This is a genomic window from Pseudoalteromonas sp. SMS1, assembly GCF_021530565.1.
Taxonomy (GTDB): Bacteria; Pseudomonadota; Gammaproteobacteria; order Enterobacterales; family Alteromonadaceae; genus Pseudoalteromonas.
The window spans coordinates 66,318-84,478 of sequence record NZ_JAKGBI010000012.1 but is presented as its reverse complement, the minus strand read 5'-3'; the positions used below and the strand labels follow the sequence as shown (position 1 = coordinate 84,478).

The 18,161-nt window shown below is 44.7% G+C and carries 22 protein-coding genes; 17 read left to right on the top strand and 5 right to left on the bottom strand.

Annotated elements, in window-relative coordinates:
- Positions 1-83: 83 nt before the first annotated feature.
- From L1286_RS13535 to L1286_RS13515, 5 genes are all read left to right on the top strand, one after another.
- Complete coding sequence (locus L1286_RS13535; RefSeq protein WP_235407584.1) at positions 84-695, top strand: biliverdin-producing heme oxygenase; 612 nt, start codon at positions 84-86, stop codon at positions 693-695.
- A complete protein-coding gene (locus tag L1286_RS13530; RefSeq protein ID WP_235407583.1) occupies positions 685-1,161 on the top strand; it encodes a YbaN family protein in 477 nt (158 codons plus the stop codon). The genes L1286_RS13535 and L1286_RS13530 overlap by 11 nt, the downstream gene beginning before the upstream one ends.
- Positions 1,162-1,382: 221 nt before the next feature.
- Entirely contained in the window at positions 1,383-1,655 is a 273-nt protein-coding gene (locus L1286_RS13525) for a hypothetical protein (protein WP_235407582.1), read from the top strand.
- Positions 1,656-1,731: 76 nt separating this feature from the next.
- A complete protein-coding gene (locus tag L1286_RS13520) occupies positions 1,732-1,872 on the top strand; it encodes a hypothetical protein (RefSeq protein ID WP_235407581.1) in 141 nt (46 codons plus the stop codon).
- A 303-nt stretch (positions 1,873-2,175) separates the two neighbouring features.
- Positions 2,176-2,775 carry a hypothetical protein gene (locus L1286_RS13515; RefSeq protein WP_235407580.1) on the top strand — a complete coding sequence of 200 codons (600 nt, stop codon included), beginning with the start codon at positions 2,176-2,178 and terminating at the stop codon, positions 2,773-2,775.
- A gap of 43 nt (positions 2,776-2,818) precedes the next feature.
- Here L1286_RS13515 and L1286_RS13510 read toward each other — a convergent pair whose 3' ends face one another.
- On the bottom strand, positions 2,819-3,829 hold the full coding sequence (locus L1286_RS13510) for an AraC family transcriptional regulator ligand-binding domain-containing protein (protein ID WP_235407579.1): 1,011 nt from the start codon (positions 3,827-3,829) through the stop codon (positions 2,819-2,821).
- On the bottom strand, positions 3,829-4,737 hold the full coding sequence (locus L1286_RS13505; RefSeq protein WP_235407578.1) for a GGDEF domain-containing protein: 909 nt from the start codon (positions 4,735-4,737) through the stop codon (positions 3,829-3,831). The genes L1286_RS13510 and L1286_RS13505 overlap by 1 nt, the downstream gene beginning before the upstream one ends.
- 421 nt (positions 4,738-5,158) lie before the next feature.
- Between L1286_RS13505 and L1286_RS13500 the strand changes: the two genes are divergently transcribed.
- Positions 5,159-7,105: a phytase gene (locus L1286_RS13500; RefSeq protein WP_235407577.1), complete on the top strand. Its 1,947-nt coding sequence runs from the start codon at positions 5,159-5,161 to the stop codon at positions 7,103-7,105.
- Between the two features lie 74 nt (positions 7,106-7,179).
- Here L1286_RS13500 and L1286_RS13495 read toward each other — a convergent pair whose 3' ends face one another.
- Complete coding sequence (locus tag L1286_RS13495) at positions 7,180-7,401, bottom strand: hypothetical protein (protein ID WP_235407576.1); 222 nt, start codon at positions 7,399-7,401, stop codon at positions 7,180-7,182.
- A gap of 338 nt (positions 7,402-7,739) precedes the next feature.
- Between L1286_RS13495 and L1286_RS13490 the strand changes: the two genes are divergently transcribed.
- A complete protein-coding gene (locus L1286_RS13490) occupies positions 7,740-8,348 on the top strand; it encodes a hypothetical protein (RefSeq protein ID WP_235407575.1) in 609 nt (202 codons plus the stop codon).
- 433 nt (positions 8,349-8,781) lie between these two features.
- Here the strand turns inward: L1286_RS13490 and L1286_RS13485 are convergent, their stop codons facing one another.
- Complete coding sequence (locus L1286_RS13485) at positions 8,782-9,732, bottom strand: DMT family transporter (protein ID WP_235407574.1); 951 nt, start codon at positions 9,730-9,732, stop codon at positions 8,782-8,784.
- A gap of 309 nt (positions 9,733-10,041) precedes the next feature.
- Between L1286_RS13485 and thiD the strand changes: the two genes are divergently transcribed.
- From thiD to L1286_RS13435, 10 genes are read left to right on the top strand one after another with little or no spacing between them, the layout of a single operon-like run.
- Positions 10,042-10,890: a bifunctional hydroxymethylpyrimidine kinase/phosphomethylpyrimidine kinase gene (gene thiD, locus L1286_RS13480; RefSeq protein WP_235407573.1), complete on the top strand. Its 849-nt coding sequence runs from the start codon at positions 10,042-10,044 to the stop codon at positions 10,888-10,890.
- Between the two features lie 2 nt (positions 10,891-10,892).
- Positions 10,893-11,891, top strand: coding sequence for an FAD-dependent oxidoreductase (locus tag L1286_RS13475; protein ID WP_235407572.1), 999 nt, complete (start codon positions 10,893-10,895; stop codon positions 11,889-11,891).
- Entirely contained in the window at positions 11,875-12,072 is a 198-nt protein-coding gene (gene thiS, locus L1286_RS13470) for a sulfur carrier protein ThiS (protein WP_235407571.1), read from the top strand. The genes L1286_RS13475 and thiS overlap by 17 nt, the downstream gene beginning before the upstream one ends.
- A gap of 1 nt (position 12,073) precedes the next feature.
- Positions 12,074-12,847, top strand: a complete 774-nt coding sequence (locus tag L1286_RS13465; RefSeq protein WP_235407570.1) for a thiazole synthase — start codon at positions 12,074-12,076, stop codon at positions 12,845-12,847.
- On the top strand, positions 12,844-13,449 hold the full coding sequence (locus L1286_RS13460; protein WP_235407569.1) for a thiamine phosphate synthase: 606 nt from the start codon (positions 12,844-12,846) through the stop codon (positions 13,447-13,449). Before L1286_RS13465 ends, L1286_RS13460 begins: the two co-directional genes overlap by 4 nt.
- Entirely contained in the window at positions 13,446-14,414 is a 969-nt protein-coding gene (locus L1286_RS13455) for a HesA/MoeB/ThiF family protein (RefSeq protein ID WP_235407568.1), read from the top strand. Before L1286_RS13460 ends, L1286_RS13455 begins: the two co-directional genes overlap by 4 nt.
- 42 nt (positions 14,415-14,456) lie before the next feature.
- Entirely contained in the window at positions 14,457-14,909 is a 453-nt protein-coding gene (locus L1286_RS13450; RefSeq protein WP_235407567.1) for an NUDIX hydrolase, read from the top strand.
- A 29-nt stretch (positions 14,910-14,938) separates the two neighbouring features.
- The gene (locus tag L1286_RS13445; RefSeq protein WP_235407566.1) at positions 14,939-15,412 is read left to right on the top strand and encodes a nucleoside 2-deoxyribosyltransferase; all 474 of its coding nucleotides are present in this window, start codon (positions 14,939-14,941) and stop codon (positions 15,410-15,412) included.
- Complete coding sequence (locus tag L1286_RS13440) at positions 15,396-16,403, top strand: thymidylate synthase (RefSeq protein ID WP_235407565.1); 1,008 nt, start codon at positions 15,396-15,398, stop codon at positions 16,401-16,403. Before L1286_RS13445 ends, L1286_RS13440 begins: the two co-directional genes overlap by 17 nt.
- The gene (locus tag L1286_RS13435; RefSeq protein ID WP_235407564.1) at positions 16,400-17,107 is read left to right on the top strand and encodes a class I SAM-dependent methyltransferase; all 708 of its coding nucleotides are present in this window, start codon (positions 16,400-16,402) and stop codon (positions 17,105-17,107) included. Before L1286_RS13440 ends, L1286_RS13435 begins: the two co-directional genes overlap by 4 nt.
- A 101-nt stretch (positions 17,108-17,208) precedes the next feature.
- On the opposite strand, the gene L1286_RS13430 is transcribed toward L1286_RS13435, so the two are convergent.
- On the bottom strand, positions 17,209-17,541 hold the full coding sequence (locus tag L1286_RS13430) for a hypothetical protein (RefSeq protein ID WP_235407563.1): 333 nt from the start codon (positions 17,539-17,541) through the stop codon (positions 17,209-17,211).
- Positions 17,542-18,161 lie beyond the last annotated feature (620 nt).

The window sequence follows — 18,161 nt, the reverse complement described above, 5'->3', positions numbered from 1 at the left end:
TTGGGGATTTATTTCAAGAATACTTTGAGGGTTTTCAAAACTCGTTCGTTCTTATTTATAAAAGCCAACGAGTTTTAAAACAGATGAGTAATTTAAGAGCCGCCAACTACCCTAGAATGAGCAAACTGAGAACCTCAACATCCAGTGTGCACGATCAACTTGATAAAAAAATCATGGCGCAATCGCCGTTTGAGAGTAAAGCAAACTATGGTCAGTTTTTGCATTACCACTACCACCTCATAAAACATGTCGAGTCTCTGTATCAAGATGTAAAGTTAGCCGAACTGATTCCGGACTTAGCAGCCAGAGATCGTACTCAACAACTCACTTTAGACTTTCAAGACCTCGAACTATCGCACCCAGAGCCGATTCAAAATCTCGAAACCATCACCGCATCTCAATATGAAAGTTTAGGCTGGTTATACGTTATCGAAGGCTCTAAGCTTGGCGCGGCCGTGCTCGCCAAAGAGGCTGAAAAACTAGGGCTAAATGGTGAGTTTGGCGCACGCTTTTTAGCGGGCTCAGATATCGGCAGAGGCTATCACTGGCGTCAGTTTATGCAGGGCATTGAAGATGCGCCGCTTAATGAGCAACAAGAGCAAGCCATGTTAGCGGGCGCACAAGCCGCCTTTAAATTTGCCAATCAGCTGGTTGAGCTGAGCTACACACAAGCTCCGAGCCCCCATGCCGCATAATTTAAAGCGTACTGCTGTAAAATATAGCTACCTACTGGGTGGCTTTTTTTCGCTTGGTTTGGCCTTCATTGGGGCCATCTTGCCGGTGATGCCAACCACGGTCTTTTTGATTATCGCACTGTGGTGCTTTTCTCAATCATCCAACAAACTTGAAAACTGGCTACTCACACACCCAAAGTTTGGTAAAACCCTCAGCAACTGGCAAACACGGCGCATAGTGCCCAAAAAAGCCAAGTACTTTGCCGCCATCAGCATGGCGGTAAGCTTGGTCATTTCTGGCATGACACTGTCATTTGGTTGGCTACAGGTCGCTCTGCTCATTTTGTTCGCATTTATCTGTAATTACTTATTTGCCAAACCCAGTGAAGAAGGCGAGCATGCAAATCGCTCACGCGAAAAACAAATGAATATGATATTAATTTTAATGACAATCGTCGTCGCGCTTATTTGGGGAGTGGCACATTGATTAGGTTATGCATCGTGGCGCCAAAGATTTGTTTTTGGTGCAATAAACAGAGAGCCAAGCATATGCCATATCTCGCTCATGATCGCTTTTATAGCGGTGGCTGAATATAGTCTATTTGCAACTGGGGTAATAGATTTAGGGCAACAAGACAATAGCTACCTATTGGCACTATTGTTTTTTGGTTGCAGATCTTAATAAATTTACTAGCTGTTTTGTTGTTTATGTTTAGAGTTCAAATTTCTCTTTTGTTCTCAAGCTCTAGTAAAATCATACTCACAGACTTTGATGGCTTGTTTCATTGGCTTTTTATAGCCGCAGGGGTTGTGAATGTTTTGGCCTTAATTGAAAATGCATTAAGAAATGCATTGGGCTGGCACTCACTGACGTTTCTCTACGACACCGATGAGATATATGGCTATGCATTAATGGCCATAGCCCGTCGTCTGTTGCTAACGATGCTGATCTTAAAGGTGAAAAATAAGCAGCTTACTTAGTAGTCATTTTTTAATTTCTAGAATATAAATATTGCATATTAATGAGTTACACAAAGGAAAATATCAAGGAACTAATATGAAGAAAATTTTGTGTCAGAAGTCATCTAAAACAAAGCAACAAAAGCACATCAAACTATGCCAAACACAATGTGATGCAGTGATGGGGGCAGGCCCGTGGAAACCCATAGATCCCTATGCACTTGAGTCAAGAAAGTAACACTTAATATTTAACGAGCCAGTGCATACTGGCTCATATCACTGTCAGTTATGCTTTTGGCATTAATCAATACACGCTCAAACATTGCTGAATTACAAAGCCTCTGCCTATTTTCATGCTAAGAAGTGTTGCTTGCAAACCTCACTATGCCTCTCACATTACACCAATTATCCACCATCGCTCTAGAATTAAGCTAACATGTCTAATAACACCACTCGATTCACCATAGTCATTCAAGTTTCTCATTGCGTGTTGTGCTGTCGCGCCTGCTATGGCAAAAATCTGTAAGGAAAGATGTCAAAAATGACCACTCAACATGCTAATAGTAACCTCGTGATGCTGATCTCTATTTTGGCCATGTGCGTTGTTTTTGCTGTCGACTCACATATTCCGTTGGGGGTTGCGGGCGGCGTCCCCCATATCATTCCAATTCTGATCTCTTTGTGGGCCAAAAACATAAGATTCACGTTAATTTTGGCCGTGCTCTGTTCATTATTCACAGTTATTGCTTATTTCAGCTCCCCCAGTGGTGGAGAACTCTGGAAGGTGCTGTTTAACCGTGGTATTGCGCTCCTCGCCATTTGGTCCTGCGCTTTACTCACCATTAAGTATTTTAACGAGCTCATCAAACATACTGCGTTAGAAAAAGAGCTAGAAAAAATCTCGGTATATAGAGAGACCATTTCTGGCGTTAATCATCTGGTGCGGAATTTACAAAGCAATTTCTTAATTATCAACCATTCACCAAACCTGAAACATGACTTAGGAGAGGAAGTCATAGAGGCGCTGAATCAATCTTCACGCGAAGTGTGTGAAATTCTTGATAAACTGGGGGATTTAGACGAAGTAACACCTGAAGTGATTTCTGAAATAGCCTATTCGAATGTCAATGAATCTAAATAGTTATATGCACTTAGCTTCTTGTATATACAATTAAAACTGTAAATTAGTTACAACGAAAAGCACTCGGCACCGCCCCTGTCCAACGCTTAAAAGCCCTACGAAAACTGTGCTCGTCAGAAAAAGCCATCGTGCTGGCAAGTTGACTGTTATTCCATTGGTTTAGCGCCATTAAGTGCAGTGCTTCTTGCCCTTTCACTTCATCAACCAATAATTTGAAATGAGTACCATCTTGCTTAAGACGTCGCTTTAACGTAGCTGGACTCATCCCCAAAGAGCGTGCTGTCATGTCTAAGTTCCAAGGATCGCTCAGGCGGCGTCGAATCAATCTACGCAGATGCGCTTGTAACAAACACGGTGCTTGGCGGTGCAATTTAACGGCGCGCTTAGTTTGTGCAAAGCGCAGTGCACTGGCCTCTTTAAAAGGTTGATACAACACCTGCTCAGAAAGAATAATGGCACAACGCGGCGCATTAAACTCAATATGCTCACCAAGGTAAACCGGGTAATGAAAGTTATGACTCGGCTGTGCCCACGGGAGCTCAACTTTGAGCCAAGTCTGCGCCCCCAATTGCTCCTTGAGCAACAAGCGGCATGCAGACAGTGCCAGTTCAAATACGCTTCTTTGCTGTGTGCTTAAAGATGCTGATTCGGTCAGCCGAATATAAATTTCACCCTGATGGCGCTGCACATTGAGTTGCAGCAGTGTTTCGATATGATTTTGCGACCTTGCCCATGCTGCAAGGGCCTCGTTTAGATTGGGGGCATAACGCCACAGATCAAATAACACATGACCATGACCGCTGGCAATGCGTTGACCTAACTCCATCGCCAGCTGTGGCTGATCGGCAAGCTCTCTTTTCAGTTTTTTAAGCACATAAAGTGCCTGCTCAGGCGCAACTTGTGCCGCCGGAAACGCCAAATCATCCAAAAATAACTGAGAGCCTCGCAGTAGCCACTCTGGTTCAACACGATATTGCTCAGCCAATTCCAACATAGTGATGAGGAAGTGTGCGGGCATGCGTTTGTCATTTAGACACGCGAAACTACGAAGCATCAGGCGACCTCTGGATGGGAATGGCTGCGCTTAGCACTGGCCAATAATTGATTTAAACGCTCAAACAAAGCTTGCTCTGGCTCGGCTTTTTGCCGTGTTAGCTGTACGGTCGTGACATTTAACTTACCTTTTAAAGCGTTATTGCAGCAATCTTCAATCAATTGACTGAATACGCTCACTTCGTGCGGTGGCGTATCTGGCAGTAGTACAATAAATCGATCGCTGGTATAGCGACACGCAAGGTCGGTCTCTCTCAAGGCCACTTCAAGGGCCGCAGCAACCGCATTTAAGGCTTGATCGCCTTGGCGCGGACCGTGTATTCGGTTGTAGTGAGCAAAGCCATCAATATCGACCATCATCACGGATAACGGTTGATCTCGCTTATCATGCAGTAGCGCCTCGCGACTGAGCTGTACTAATAAATAACGCAAACTATATAACTGTGTCACGGGATCAATAAGGCTATGTTCGCGATGAAAATGCTCTCGCTGCTTAAGCTGACGATTCACGGCTTGCTGCTCATTAAACCAAACGACTAGCCCCCAAGTGAGTAAGAACATACTGATGGGGGCTGGCAAGGATTCAAGCCAGGCAAGTAAGCGGTTGTCTGGTGGATAAGCAAGAAGTTCATCTAGCAAATCTAGCCAAGTTGTTAGCCAATAAGTACCAGACCCTATGAGTAATAATATCGTTACCCAGCCTCTGGGACGGCATAACATCAGTAACACAAACCAAATGGCTGCCATGATTGTGGCGGCCGCTTCGCCGGCGACATCCATCCAATCGATGTCATGCATTGGCGCTAAATCACCAATGATAAAAGCGAGTAGCGTCAGTAACACACCCGCGATCAAAGTGGCAGATAAACTGACAACATGCTGTTTTTGTTTGCGGAATAATCTGGTCATGTCCACATCGTAGACGTGCTTTATGACACTTTTAAGGCGCGAAGCGTTTAATGTATGAGCTATTTAGACCCAGACAAAATGGCTCGGCCTCTGCTCGTATTCCTTTGATGATCTCTGCTTTTGTGCGTTACACAGCCGCCCTTAGCTCCGTTAGTACCCGAGTGTTCACGACAAATTAGCTCATAACATGCAGAGAAATGGTTCGAACTGACGCTAAAATGCGCGCCCTAATACCACACCTCTACACGTTGAAATAAAACTGCAACACAGGGTTTCTAAGGTAGCCTCTCAGCAGATACATACGCTCACAGATTTACACTCTGTCGGTTTGAAAACAGACGCCAAGCTCACGTCAGCATGCGCAGTGTGGAAACGGAGGTTGTATTTTCAAAATGAATTTTAGTTATGTCGGAATTTAACTATGAATAAATCACAATTATATAAAACGGCGCTGATGCTTGGCTTGGTGGGCACATTGGGTGCCTGCCAAAGTCACGATATTCAACCAACTCAAACATCGCAATCGCTGTCACTGTCGATCACAACATCGACCGCTGGCACCGTAGATAGCTGGCAAGTACCCAATGCGGAGCAAGTTTTGGTGGTATCTGAAAAAATAGGGCTGAGCTTACATCAAGGCGATACGCGAAAGTCACAACAAAAAGGCGAATTCAAGCAAGTGCGGCTCAGTCCGATCAGTACCCATCAGTGGCTGTACGCAGCACTAGAAGCCAGCAATGACAGCGTGTTTATCGGCACATTGAACGCCGAAACAGCCACACTGACGCCACAATTTTCGCTCTCACAAACAGGGTTACTGGTAGACAATCTTTGCTTGTTTGCCGACCCAGCAAATGAAACACTGTCCATCTTTTTGTCTGATGGTCGCGGCCGAGCAGAGCAATGGTTACTGCGTCAGCAGCAAAGCTGGTTGGCAACGCCATTATTACTGCGTGAACTAGCTCTACCTTATGATGCCGATTCGTGCGCAGTAGACCCAAATCGAGGTTTCCTCTATGTCAGTGAACCACTTGGTATTTGGCGCTACCCTGCACGCATTGAAGACAACCCAGAGTATTACCCTGTCTCTTTAGTTGCCCCCTATGGTGAACAAGCAGAGCCAGCTTCAAGCCTTGCCACCAGCGATTCTGGCGAACTATTCGCGCTGCTTGAAAGCGGTGACAAATTACTTTACTGGGATGCCCCAGAAAAAGTAGATAGCTGGCAACCCGCCAAAAGCTATGCGTTAACAGGGCTGACCGCAACGATGTTGAACTTAACGCACACAGCAAACCAGCACAGTGTGCAACTGAGTTTTACGAGTGAAGAAACGGGTCATTATGGCGTCACGCAGGTAAAACTCAACTCTGTCGCTCAAAGCCCCAAGTTAAAAGTAGTCCGTCCAATTGCACAGAGTCAGCCTGCTGAGCAGTTTGGGGACGCCATGGATGACCCTGCGATCTGGGTTCACCCAACTGACCCAGAACAGTCACGAGTGCTAGGCACACACAAAAAACAGGGGCTTCAAGTTTATGACTTACAGGGAAACCTGCTACAAAAATTTGAAGATGGGCGACTCAATAACGTCGATGTACGCACTGGTTTTAACTGGCAAGGGCGCATCATCAGTTTAGTGACAGCCAGTAAACGTGATGATGATAGCTTGGCATTTTACGGTATAGAAGCCGATGGTCAGGTTAGGCGCTTAGGCACTACACCAGCTCAATTGACCGGAATTTACGGTCTTTGTATGGCCACCTACCAAGGTAAACATTACGTGTTTGCAAACAACAAAGACGGCCTGACACTGCAATACGAAGTGCAAGCAAATAACAGTAATTTAGTTGCCCCCGTGGTACGTAAAATTCAATTAGGCTCACAACCTGAGGGCTGTGTGGCAGATGATGTACACGAACGTCTGTTTATTGGAGAAGAAGATGTGGGTATTTGGGTCACCAGTTTGAACCCTGCGGACAACAGCCAGCCACATTCTATCGCCACAGTTGGCACACACTTAGTGGATGATGTGGAGGGCCTTGCCTTGTCCCATAGTGCGTCCCCCATCCTCATTGTGTCGAGTCAAGGCAACAACAGCTATCAACTTTACCAAGCAACACCACCATACAATCACCTCGCTGGCTTTCGTGTGGGATTAGATGGATTTAACGGGATTGACGGTTCATCGGAAACCGATGGACTGGCACTCTCTACCACGTTACGTTCGAAAGACTATCCAAACGGCTTGTTAGTCATCCAAGATGGTCGAAATCGCTTACCTGATGAGCCTCAAAACTTTAAATATGTGAGCTGGCAAGATGTCCTTAATGTGACCGGATTAGCAACAACAAAATTAACGCAGACAGACTAACCAATATCGTGCTTTTTAATCCATATTGTTGTTAAGGGTTGGCTCTATCCAACCCTTTTTATATTTGCGAACTCTTAGCAAAGCGCTGTAGGGCAAGCATCGGTCACTCGGCACGTGTAACACGTATAATTACCACCCGTGCGGTTGGTGGTGCCGCCACCACAGTTATTGCAATTACTGGCACACGTTTCTTCAGTATATGCACCACCGGCAACTTTTGGCGTCACACCCGACGGCATGCGCATAGTATCATTCGACAGTGCTTTTATTTTTTTCTTACTCAATGCTAATTTCATACTTTTTCCTTAATTTATTTCCATGTATTTACGCGTTCCCGCCTAGGTTAGGTTGTTTTTTATACATCGCTATACATGCAAAATTCAAGTTGATTGCTGTGAATACCAAAAATAAAACGAAGCACATACGCGTATTATCAACCTAAATAACCTCTCCCCTACAATGTTAGTAAATTGTTTTTTAAATTTTGATTTTTATTGATCTCACTGCTTGCTAAGGCAATTTTTTAGGTTATGTTAGAAAGGTCTCACGGCGCGTTAGGCGATGGCGCAAGAAAGATAAAAGAAAACTCTAAGCAACTGAAAATAAACATTAATTTGTAAAAGGAAACATTACGATGAAAAAAGCATATAGATTGACCGCACTTGCATTATCTCTGTTTGTATCAGCATCAGCACTGGCTGGCCAAGGGGAATGTAAATTAAACCTTGTCAAAGAAGACGGTAACTTTTTACCGGGTGATTATGGCCACGGTAATCGAGTAACCTATAATGTCACCATTCCATACACGGATGGATTTTACCCCAACCCTTGGACTAGCACGCAGCCAAAACCAAGACTCCCCTTCAGCAATTGCATCACCCATTACAACGTACCGGCGAATGCTAAGATAAACTCGATCAGTGTTGATTACACTTTCCAAGAAGCGGTCTTAGTTGCAGACTACGAAATACTGATGGGTTTTATGGGCCCAACCAACAAGTTTGATTCCACCCTAAAACGCGGTGGTGGCAACCGCAGAGGTTCTGGCATTCCACTAAACAACATAGATACAACGGCAGTGGCCAACGGTCAATTTTTGAAAGACATTGAAATGGAGTTACGCGCACGCGTCAATAACCCCGCAGTTAATAATGACTGCCCACAATACATCTCTCGAGATACCTGCCGTACCAGAAACACGCGTCTATCAAACTTCACAGTAACCATTCATTGGCGCAATTAATTCGCGGTTAGACCAAAACACGAGGTTGGAACATCCTAGCCTAGCCATAAAGTGAAAGGGGCAATATGGCGCCTTTCACCTCTCGTTGTCAGGCATACATACTGAACATACCACTACTGCGGCATATTATACTGCGATTTTTTAAATAAAAAGACACAAGAAACGTATAAAAATAATATTAAAGTTATAGATTAATGTTACGTTTAAGCACTGTGGAATCATGAGTTTTATTTTATATAAATTCAAAAATTTGCAATTAAAACTTAATCATGCTGACTTACCCCCTTAATAACTCCACGACTCAATAATAGAAATTAAACACTGCAAAAATAAAGCGCAACTTTGATTCTTTATTAAAACCGGTTAGGCAGGACTATTTTAATGCCCAATCAATACCGCTCCCCTAATTTGAGCAGAGGTCATGAAGGCGCAATTACTTTTTGGCTTTCCCAAAGAAGTATGTTTTGACAGGATCTAATATGATAGCAAAAATCACCAATAACATACCTACCAAGTGCGCAGAGGTAAATGACTCACTCAAGATTAAAATCGCCATCACAGCGGTCATAACTGGACCAAGCCCACCCAGCAATGCGGTATTATTGGCTCCCACACGCTTGATTGCCTCAGCAATCAAATAGGAAGGTGCAATGGTACAACCGATTGCCATGCAAACAGACAAAATCGCAACCTGCGGGGTGATCGTTAACGTGTACCAACTCCCAGAAGATAGGAAGTGTATAAAAATAAACAGACTCGCCGCACTCATCGCGATACTCGTGAACAAGCCACTGGATATTTTAGCCGTAATCGGTTTGCTAAATAACATATACCCCGCAAAACAGGCTGCCCCTGATAACCCCAAAGCCAAGCCCAATATGACATTATCCCCCTCTAGCGTGAGCTCGTGAGAAAACAAGGTAAAGATGCCACAGTAAGTCATTATTAGGGACACAATCATGATTGGCGTAACCGGCACTTTAAACAGAAACCGATTGAGTAAAACAACAAATGTTGGGTACGCAAATGATACCAGGCCAGACAGCTGTGCACTCATATAATTTAAGCCTTGCAAATCCAAATAGGTTGCTAAGTAATAGCCAAAGACACCAACGGCGGCACAGTGCAACCAAGTTTGCTTTAGAGCGTGGGGGTTAGCAGGCGCCAAGCGTTTATAAAGCCACACACCGATAAACAAATAAATAGGGAATGCAATTAGCGTCCTCAAGGCCATGACGCTAACTGTATCTACGCCTAAGCTATACATGAGTTTTACAAATATGCCTTTGGTTGCGTATAAACAGGTGGCCAAGATGGCCAAAAATATACCCGATATTTTTTGGTCCCATTGATGTTGCACCTGTGAGCTTGTGTAGCTAGACATATCCTTTCACTTTTTAATTTTACTAAATAACAAAGTATTTATTTTATTATAAAATTAAAGTACTGTTAAACTTATAGAAAGAAAAACCGTCTATTATAATAAAAATTAAATTACCTATTCATTGACTAATGAGTACAAAAGATACCGTTTTTTATATCACGCCAATACATTGATTGGCAATAACTTAGTAAAATTAGAATATTGCACCACCAGGGTTAATTGTTAAATTATAAATAATTAAAACAAAGATCATTATGATTTTTAGTGCAAGCTCCAATATAAACAACCCAAGGAGGGTTAGAGCGTTTTATGGTTATTCAAGAGACGAATGCAGCCGTTGATTCGGTAAATAGTCGTGCTTCGGTCGCCTTAACGATTGCAGGTTCCGACAGTGGCGGTGGTGCTGGCATTCAAGCTGATATCAAGACATTTTCTGCACTGGGCACTTACGCCACCAGCGTTTTAACAGCCATTACAGCCCAAAACACGCAAACCGTCAGTGCTGTACATGACATACCTAGAGACATCGTAAAAGCACAGATAGATGCCGTTTTCGATGACATTCAAGTCGATGCAGTTAAAATAGGCATGCTCAGTTCATCTGAGATCATTGCCACCGTTGCGTCATGTTTGCAAGGGCGCAATGTTCCGATCATATTGGACCCTGTCATGGTCGCCAAATCAGGCGACTTGTTATTGCAAAATGAGGCCGTTGCCACATTAAAAAGTGAACTTTTACCACTGGCAACCTTACTCACCCCAAACCTGCCAGAAGCTGCTGTGTTACTTGGCCAACCCGAAGCCAATACAGAAGACGAAATTACTCAACAAGGGCAAGCCCTATTAGATTTAGGCGTCAAAGCGGTATTAATGAAAGGAGGCCATTTAGCCTCTCAAACCTGTATCGATGTATTGATGAACCGCCATGAGGCGCCTTTTAAGCTGAGTGCTCAACGGATCAAAACAAACAATACACACGGTACCGGATGTACTCTCTCTTCTGCGATTACAGCCTTGATAAGCCAAGGAGTGCCTCTAAAAAAGGCGGTAGAACAAGCAAAGTCATACCTATATAGCGCGATCCAACAGTCAGATGAACTCGCAATTGGCCATGGTCATGGTCCCGTTCACCACTTTTATCGTCAGTGGCAGGAGTAAACATGAACATTGCAATTATCGGTGCAGGTGTTGCGGGTTTGACATGTGCCACTGAATTTGTGGCCAGAGGTGCCAAGGTGACGATCTACGAAAAAGGCCCGTCGATTGGTGAGCAAGCCTGTTCTTGGTGGGCCGGGGGCATGCTGGCACCATGGTGTGAAGGAGAAACCGCAGAATCCAGCGTTGTAAAATTGGGCCAACATGCAAAGTCATGGTGGAAAACCCATACAGCACAAGTGCAAGAAAATGGCACGTTGGTTTTTGCATTGGATCGCGATTTAAGTGAGCTTCGCACCTTCGCCAAAAGAACCACAGACTACCAAAGCGTGGGAGCGCAAGAGATCGCGCAACTCGAGCCTGATTTGGGTGAGCGATTTTCTCAAGGTTTATTTTTTCCCGAAGAAGCGCATATAGACCCCAGAAAATCCATCTTGTCACTGTTTGATCAATTAGTGAGCGCAGGTGTCATTTTTAAATTTAACTGTGAAGTCGAGCCTGGCACCTTGAGTGGATTTGAGTGTGTTGTTGACTGCACGGGCCTTGCTGCACAGGATGCTATTCCTGAACTTAGAGGGGTGAAAGGGGAAATGCTGTTGCTTCGCAGTCGTGATGTCACATTGCAGCGCTCTATTCGCTTACTCCACCCACGGATCCCTTTATATGTCGTGCCGCGTGGTAATGGGTTATTTATGGTCGGAGCGACCATGATAGAAAACACGGAGCGCACTCGCGTTTCAGCACGTTCAGTCTTTGAGATGCTGGGTTCAGCCTTTGCCTTGCACCCAGCTTTTAGCGAAGCTGAAATTGTAGAAATTGGGGTTGATGCACGTCCTGCATATTTGAACAACCTACCTAAAGTAAATTGGCGGGGCAAAGTCTTGACCGTCAATGGCATGTATCGGCACGGTTTTTTACTTGCACCAGTAATGGCGCGTGTAGCAGCCAATGCCATTTTTGAAGGATACCAAATACCGGAGTTAATGGATGAATATTGTTATTAATGGTGAGCCCAAAGTAGTACACACCGAGGGACTACAAGATGTGTTACATGAGCTGGGCTATCAAAATAAAGTCATTGTGACCGCACTAAATGGACACTTCGTCAGTGAGCCAAATCGTCAACAAATACAATTAAAAGAAGGCGACAAAGTCGAAGTACTTGCGCCGATGCAAGGGGGATAAGATGCTGAATATGTATGGTACTGCCCTGCAAAGCAGGCTTATGCTAGGTACATCTCAATATCCATCACCGGCATCGCTGGCAGAATCAGTCAAAACATCGAACACACAAATTGTGACGGTGTCGCTGCGCCGCGAATCTGGTGATAGCCTTGCTGGGCAACATTTTTGGCAAATGATCCAAAGTTTAAATGTCCATGTGCTACCCAATACCGCAGGCTGCCACACGGTGAAAGAGGCCGTGACCACAGCGCATATGGCGCGAGAAGTGTTTAAAACAGATTGGATAAAGTTAGAGGTGATTGGCGAACAAGACACCCTTCAACCCGATGTTTATGCGTTAGTCGATGCAGCAAGGCTGCTAGTCCAAGATGGATTCAAAGTATTCCCCTACTGTACAGAAGATTTATCTGTTGCGGGTAAATTACTGGACGTTGGCTGCGAAGTATTGATGCCTTGGGGGGCGCCCATAGGGTCTGGGCGAGGACTCAATAATCCATACGGACTACGTACACTGCGCGCACACTTTCCTGATGTGCCTTTGGTGATTGATGCAGGGATAGGCTTGCCTTCTCATGCCGCACAAGCCATGGAATTGGGTTACGACATGATTTTATTAAACACCGCAGTCGCAAAAGCGGGAGATCCGGCGAAAATGGCAGGCGCGTTTGCGCAAGCGATTGAGGCCGGCAGAAGCGCATATGAAGCAGGCCCAATAGAAAAACGAGACATGGCAGAGCCATCTACGCCGGTGCTCGGTAAGGCATATTTAGTATGAGTTTAAGTACTTTTTACCCAATCGTTGACAGTGCAAATTGGATTGAACGTATTGTGCCTCTTGGGGCAAAACAGATCCAACTACGTATAAAAGAAGCCTCTTCTGCCCAATTGAAAGCAGAGATTATCGCCGCGCAACAAATCTGCCAAGACCACAACTGTGACCTGATTATTAATGATCATTGGGCATTGGCGCTTGAGTTGGGATGTGATTACATTCATTTAGGCCAAGAAGATCTGCAGGCCGCTGATTTAGATATCATCACACGATCCGGCGTCAGACTCGGTATCAGCAGCCATGATGAAACCGAGTTGCAAACTGCGCTGGATCTTAATCCAACCTATATTGCGCTAGGTCCTGTATACCCTACCATTTTAAAGAAAATGAAGTGGGCCCCCCAGGGGTTGTCACGTGTTACACAGTGGAAAAAAGCAGTGGGAGATATCCCACTTGTCGCGATCGGTGGCATGAAAGCTGAACTTGCGCCCAGTGTTTTAGCTGCAGGGGCAGACAGCGTTGCCGTTGTCACCGACATCCTATTGCATGATAACCCAGAGCAACGTGTTAAGCAGTGGCTGACGGCGACAGGAGAAACCGTATGAGTCGCTACGACAGACAAATGATACTGCCGCAAGTGGGCGAGCAAGGACAAACGCGCCTCACACAAGCAACGGTACTGGTTGTGGGGGCCGGCGGGCTTGGTTGCCCAGTATTGCAATACTTAGCAGGTGCCGGCATCGGCCATATCATTGTTGTTGATCATGACGTTATTGAATGCTCCAACCTTCATCGCCAGCCTCTTTATTCAGAGCATATGCAAGGCAAATCGAAAGCACAGAGTGCAAAACAGGTATTAACGGCGTTAAATCAAGACATAACTGTCACGGCACATGACGTCAGGCTGACACCAAGTAACGCGCGTGACTGGGTATCACAAGCTGATGTGGTACTCGACTGCGCTGATAGCTATGCGGTCAGCTACACCTTATCCGACCTTTGCTGTGAATTAAATACACCGTTTATCAGTGCCTCGGCGCTGGGAGTGACCGGTTATGTGGGCGGTTTTTGTGGCGGTGCACCGTCACTGCGTGCTCTTTTCCCTGCACTTCCCAACAACACAGCCACGTGTGCCAGCGCTGGTGTTTTGGGCCCTGTAGTGGGGGTGATAGGATCATTGCAAGCACACATGGCATTAAATGTGTTGCTCGATGCATCGCCTTCGGTGCTGGGTATGCTCGTGAATGTACCGCTCGATTCATTTGCAATGAGCAGCTTTAGATTTGACGGTGCACCAGAGCCTCAGCACGCCGCCTTTTCATTTATCAGCCACGAAGATATTCGTGAGCATGACTATGTGGTTGAACTCAGAAATGAACAAGAGGCTAGCTTGCCAATCACACCTCATGCTAAGCGCGCAGCAGTACAAGACTTTGAGCAAGGTTGCGTGCCACCAAACCATACGTCCAGAGCCGTAATGTGTTGTCGCTCGGGCATTAGAGCATGGCGTGCCGCAGATGCGCTACGACGCAATTGGCCAGGAGAGATCGCGCTGGTCGCAATGGGCTAAACTTCCTTGTTCACTTATTTGATAAGAGCAGGCACTAAGAATATGGACAAAGCAAACGGAACATTGAAAGTACCAGCCGTTGCCGCACTGGCTGTCACCTACCGAGGCGATGAACTGTTATTGGTACAACGAGCAAAGGAGCCCCAAAAATACGGCTGGGGTTACCCCGGAGGATCCGTTAACCCCGGAGAATCGCTGCATGATGCAGCGCGCAGAGAACTCTTTGAAGAAACGCAGATTCAAGGCTCTCCGGAACAGACGTTCGATGTTATCGAGGTCAATGAATTTGATCCCAGCGGTGAGCACCACCATTTTATTTTGATCGCGGTACTGTGCCGCTACGAATCTGGTGATGCCATTGCGTCTGACGATGCGATGGATTGCCAGTGGATGTCTATGGCACAGATCATGTCAGGGCAAACCGCACTGATTGAGCATGTGGGGGATGTTGCAAAACGCGCAGCAAAAATAATCACCCAACGAGTAAAGAACTAATTTAACCTAAAAAATATAAAAGGACACTTATGAAAAAAATGTTTTTAGCAGGGCCGTTTAAGGCACTTGTATCAAAAGAAACGCAAGTCATGTCTGAGGCACACATTGCACAATTTTCAGATATTATCGACCACTTTGAACAGCAAAATTGGTCTGTACATTGCGCACATAAACGTGAAAGCTGGGGAAGAGAGTTTATGACGCCAGCACAGTGTACCAAGATTGATTACGACGAAATTGCAAAGTGTGACTATTTTGTCGCGTTTCCTGGAGCACCAGCATCTCCCGGCACACATATTGAGCTTGGTTGGGCGTCTGCGATGAAAAAGCCAATGATCCTGCTATTGGAGGAAGGTGAAGAATACGCCTACTTGGTACAAGGTCTTGGCGAAATATCAACTGTTAAAGAGTTGCGCTATAACAAAGCAAAAGGTGTAGACGTAAAACAAGTCGAAGCCTTGATCGAAGAGCTGGAGTCGCAGCGTCATGCAGAAGCGGTATAACAACTTAAATCAGCTTTATTTAAACACGTTAGATGAAGTCTACAATCTGTACGAGTTTGAAAATAGCCCAAGAGGGTTTGCTGAGAGAGAAATTTTAGGGTTTTGTGGCAAGCTCGACAACCCGAAAAATCGATTCTGTTATCACCCACAAAGGCGGCAAAATATCATTTTTAACTACGCTGAAGCTTTGTGGTACTTGTCCGGTAAAAATGACTTGGACTTTATTCAATGGTATGCCCCATCCATGGCCCGATTTTCAGCTGATGGCGCAACGCTGCCTGGCACTGGGTACGGTAAAAAACTGCTGCATTTTGGCACTCAAAACCTCAACCAAATTGCCCGTGTTGTCGATATTTTAAAAAACGATGACGCAGACAGTAAACGCACATTTTTGCAGATTTTTAGCGCAGATGAAGACATTTACAAGCATAATATAGACGTATCTTGCACCCTCGGATTGCAGTTATTGCTGCGAGAGAACAAACTGCATATGGTGGGCTACATGCGTGCCAATGATGCGTATGTTGGTATGCTTAGTGACATTTTCTCGTTTACCTTTGTCCAAGAGTTTATCGCATCACTCATCGGTTGTGACGTTGGCACGTATACGCACCAAGTCGGTTCGATCCATATCTACGAAAATAACCTTGAGAAAGTCGCGTCATTGCTACAAAACAGTGCTCAGAACATGTTATCTGAGCAGTCACTGCCTGTCATGCCTCGTTCGGACTTTGGCGTCATCACGTCTGTACTTGAGTATGAAAAACAGATCCGAAGTGGTCATATGTCATTGCATGACATCAATGCGGTTGCGTTAGACGACTATTGGCGAGACATTTTACGTTTGTTTAAAGCCAACACCTATATACGTCAGCAATGCCCTATTGATACTGAGCTAATGAACCAGCTTCACCCTTTCCACCGCCTATTTTTAACGAATCGACATACCAACAAAGCCGTCGTTTGTGAACAAGAAGGAGCTTTGATATGAGCACTGATTGGATGATTGAGGAAGTATCTCATCAATTTGATTTCTATGATGATTATTTGGAAAACCAATTGGGATACCAACCCCTCATCGATGACCTAATTGCGCGACTTGGCACGCAAATAAGTGTCCTAGACTACGGCTGTGGTGGTGGCAAAGTATCACGTCGACTTGTTGCGCGCGGTATCGAGCAGGTCACAGGGGTTGATATCTCCAATGTGATGATTGACAAAGCCAGTACACATGCTGATAGAGGAAACTCTCGCTATCAGCAGGTGACATCTGGCGAACTGCCGTTTGATGATGCCAGCTTTAATGCCGCTGTGTGTTGCTACGTATTTATTAATAACGATGAAAAAGCAGAGTTATTAAAAATCGCCAAAGAAGCACATAGAGCCATACAAAGTGGCGGTTACTTCTATATCTTAGACACCAACCCTGACTCAACTGGGGTAAAGTTCAGTAACTTTAAAAATGGTGACGCTGATGTTGAGTACCAGGATGGTGATAAACGGCCGGTATATTTGGACTTACCCGATGGCAATGTGTTTAAAATCATAGACACCCACTGGGATAAACAGACCTACATCAGTGTATTGCGTGAGGCTGGTTTTGAGAGTATTGATGTCGTTGAACGTATCGAACTCGAACAGCTTTCAGGTAAGCACTGGGCGCCATTTGTGCTATTTCGCTGTAAAAAGTCTTAATTAACAGTCGCCATTTAGTGTGCCCAACTTTAGGTTGGGCCATTTCATTTTTGACAACTGAAAGTTTACCGCAGCAGCCCTAATTTTTAAGGCAAAATACGCTACCACATCCACTTGGTTGCAGCCCACGAATGAACTACAGATGCAAGCGGACACCGCACTGTGTTTACCAGCATACACATATCAACTGGGCATACGCTGCTTGTATACGCCATCAAAAGGAACCTGAGCTGAGCGTCTAAATAAATGAGTGCTTTAACAAACTTCATAAACCAAAAGCGATTGCTCAACACCGACACACTCATGGCCAGTAACACAAAGCCTGATAACAGCGCCAATAGTGACCCATTAAAAAAGGCGCTATCGCGCCTTTTTTGTCGGTAAATCTTAATTTCTAAGCCACAAACTTTTGTGGGTGAGGAATATAGTTTCATACCAGCTTGCACTGAAGGTATTGAACTTGTGTTAAGGTTCAATAATTCCAAAAATAAAACTTCATACTGAGTGCATGTTTACCGATTAGTTTAAATAAATTTCGAGTAATAAAGTATCATACTGACATTCGCATATGTGCCACAAAGGGACCTTCTAGGCAAGTACAGTAAATATATTAAGGGTATTTTCTATCTCACTTTCGCCTATTAACAGCTTTTAATGAGAGTCATACTCTCAACTGTTTCTCAATTATCAGCCAAAAGTTCTCAAACCAATCTTCCAAATCAAAATCTTGATTTATGAATGCTACTAACCCTCCACCTTCTAACATAACTATTATGTTATCTGCTATATGATCTGCGTTTATTTCACATACGCGTCCTTGTTAGCCCCATGAATTAATTTTTGTATTTATGAATCCTGAGAGAAGTCAGTAATCTCAATTGATTCACAGCTTCCTCAACAAAAAGCCCTTTCTCTTACCACAACCTGAGAAAACTCTCTCAAACTTCTCAACTATCCCATCAATTGGATCAAACCAAATCTCGATGTTGGATACCAGTCAGAATTCTACAATACGAGAAAGCACTCTTCCCCATAACTACTCCTTTGCAATATA

What these genes read in the sequence shown, in the direction of transcription:
- L1286_RS13435 (WP_235407564.1), top strand. Translation starts at nt 16,400, where the DNA reads ATGAGCACTGATTGGATGATTGAGGAAGTATCTCATCAATTTGATTTC.
- thiD (WP_235407573.1), top strand. Translation starts at nt 10,042, where the DNA reads ATGGTTATTCAAGAGACGAATGCAGCCGTTGATTCGGTAAATAGTCGT.
- L1286_RS13520 (WP_235407581.1), top strand. Translation starts at nt 1,732, where the DNA reads ATGAAGAAAATTTTGTGTCAGAAGTCATCTAAAACAAAGCAACAAAAG.
- L1286_RS13450 (WP_235407567.1), top strand. Translation starts at nt 14,457, where the DNA reads ATGGACAAAGCAAACGGAACATTGAAAGTACCAGCCGTTGCCGCACTG.
- L1286_RS13490 (WP_235407575.1), top strand. Translation starts at nt 7,740, where the DNA reads ATGAAAAAAGCATATAGATTGACCGCACTTGCATTATCTCTGTTTGTA.
- L1286_RS13505 (WP_235407578.1), bottom strand. Translation starts at nt 4,737, where the DNA reads ATGACCAGATTATTCCGCAAACAAAAACAGCATGTTGTCAGTTTATCT.
- L1286_RS13515 (WP_235407580.1), top strand. Translation starts at nt 2,176, where the DNA reads ATGACCACTCAACATGCTAATAGTAACCTCGTGATGCTGATCTCTATT.
- L1286_RS13500 (WP_235407577.1), top strand. Translation starts at nt 5,159, where the DNA reads ATGAATAAATCACAATTATATAAAACGGCGCTGATGCTTGGCTTGGTG.
- L1286_RS13510 (WP_235407579.1), bottom strand. Translation starts at nt 3,829, where the DNA reads ATGCTTCGTAGTTTCGCGTGTCTAAATGACAAACGCATGCCCGCACAC.
- L1286_RS13465 (WP_235407570.1), top strand. Translation starts at nt 12,074, where the DNA reads ATGCTGAATATGTATGGTACTGCCCTGCAAAGCAGGCTTATGCTAGGT.
- L1286_RS13445 (WP_235407566.1), top strand. Translation starts at nt 14,939, where the DNA reads ATGAAAAAAATGTTTTTAGCAGGGCCGTTTAAGGCACTTGTATCAAAA.
- L1286_RS13530 (WP_235407583.1), top strand. Translation starts at nt 685, where the DNA reads ATGCCGCATAATTTAAAGCGTACTGCTGTAAAATATAGCTACCTACTG.
- L1286_RS13440 (WP_235407565.1), top strand. Translation starts at nt 15,396, where the DNA reads ATGCAGAAGCGGTATAACAACTTAAATCAGCTTTATTTAAACACGTTA.
- L1286_RS13495 (WP_235407576.1), bottom strand. Translation starts at nt 7,401, where the DNA reads ATGAAATTAGCATTGAGTAAGAAAAAAATAAAAGCACTGTCGAATGAT.
- L1286_RS13475 (WP_235407572.1), top strand. Translation starts at nt 10,893, where the DNA reads ATGAACATTGCAATTATCGGTGCAGGTGTTGCGGGTTTGACATGTGCC.
- L1286_RS13460 (WP_235407569.1), top strand. Translation starts at nt 12,844, where the DNA reads ATGAGTTTAAGTACTTTTTACCCAATCGTTGACAGTGCAAATTGGATT.
- L1286_RS13535 (WP_235407584.1), top strand. Translation starts at nt 84, where the DNA reads ATGAGTAATTTAAGAGCCGCCAACTACCCTAGAATGAGCAAACTGAGA.
- L1286_RS13525 (WP_235407582.1), top strand. Translation starts at nt 1,383, where the DNA reads ATGTTTAGAGTTCAAATTTCTCTTTTGTTCTCAAGCTCTAGTAAAATC.
- thiS (WP_235407571.1), top strand. Translation starts at nt 11,875, where the DNA reads ATGAATATTGTTATTAATGGTGAGCCCAAAGTAGTACACACCGAGGGA.
- L1286_RS13430 (WP_235407563.1), bottom strand. Translation starts at nt 17,541, where the DNA reads ATGAAACTATATTCCTCACCCACAAAAGTTTGTGGCTTAGAAATTAAG.
- L1286_RS13485 (WP_235407574.1), bottom strand. Translation starts at nt 9,732, where the DNA reads ATGTCTAGCTACACAAGCTCACAGGTGCAACATCAATGGGACCAAAAA.
- L1286_RS13455 (WP_235407568.1), top strand. Translation starts at nt 13,446, where the DNA reads ATGAGTCGCTACGACAGACAAATGATACTGCCGCAAGTGGGCGAGCAA.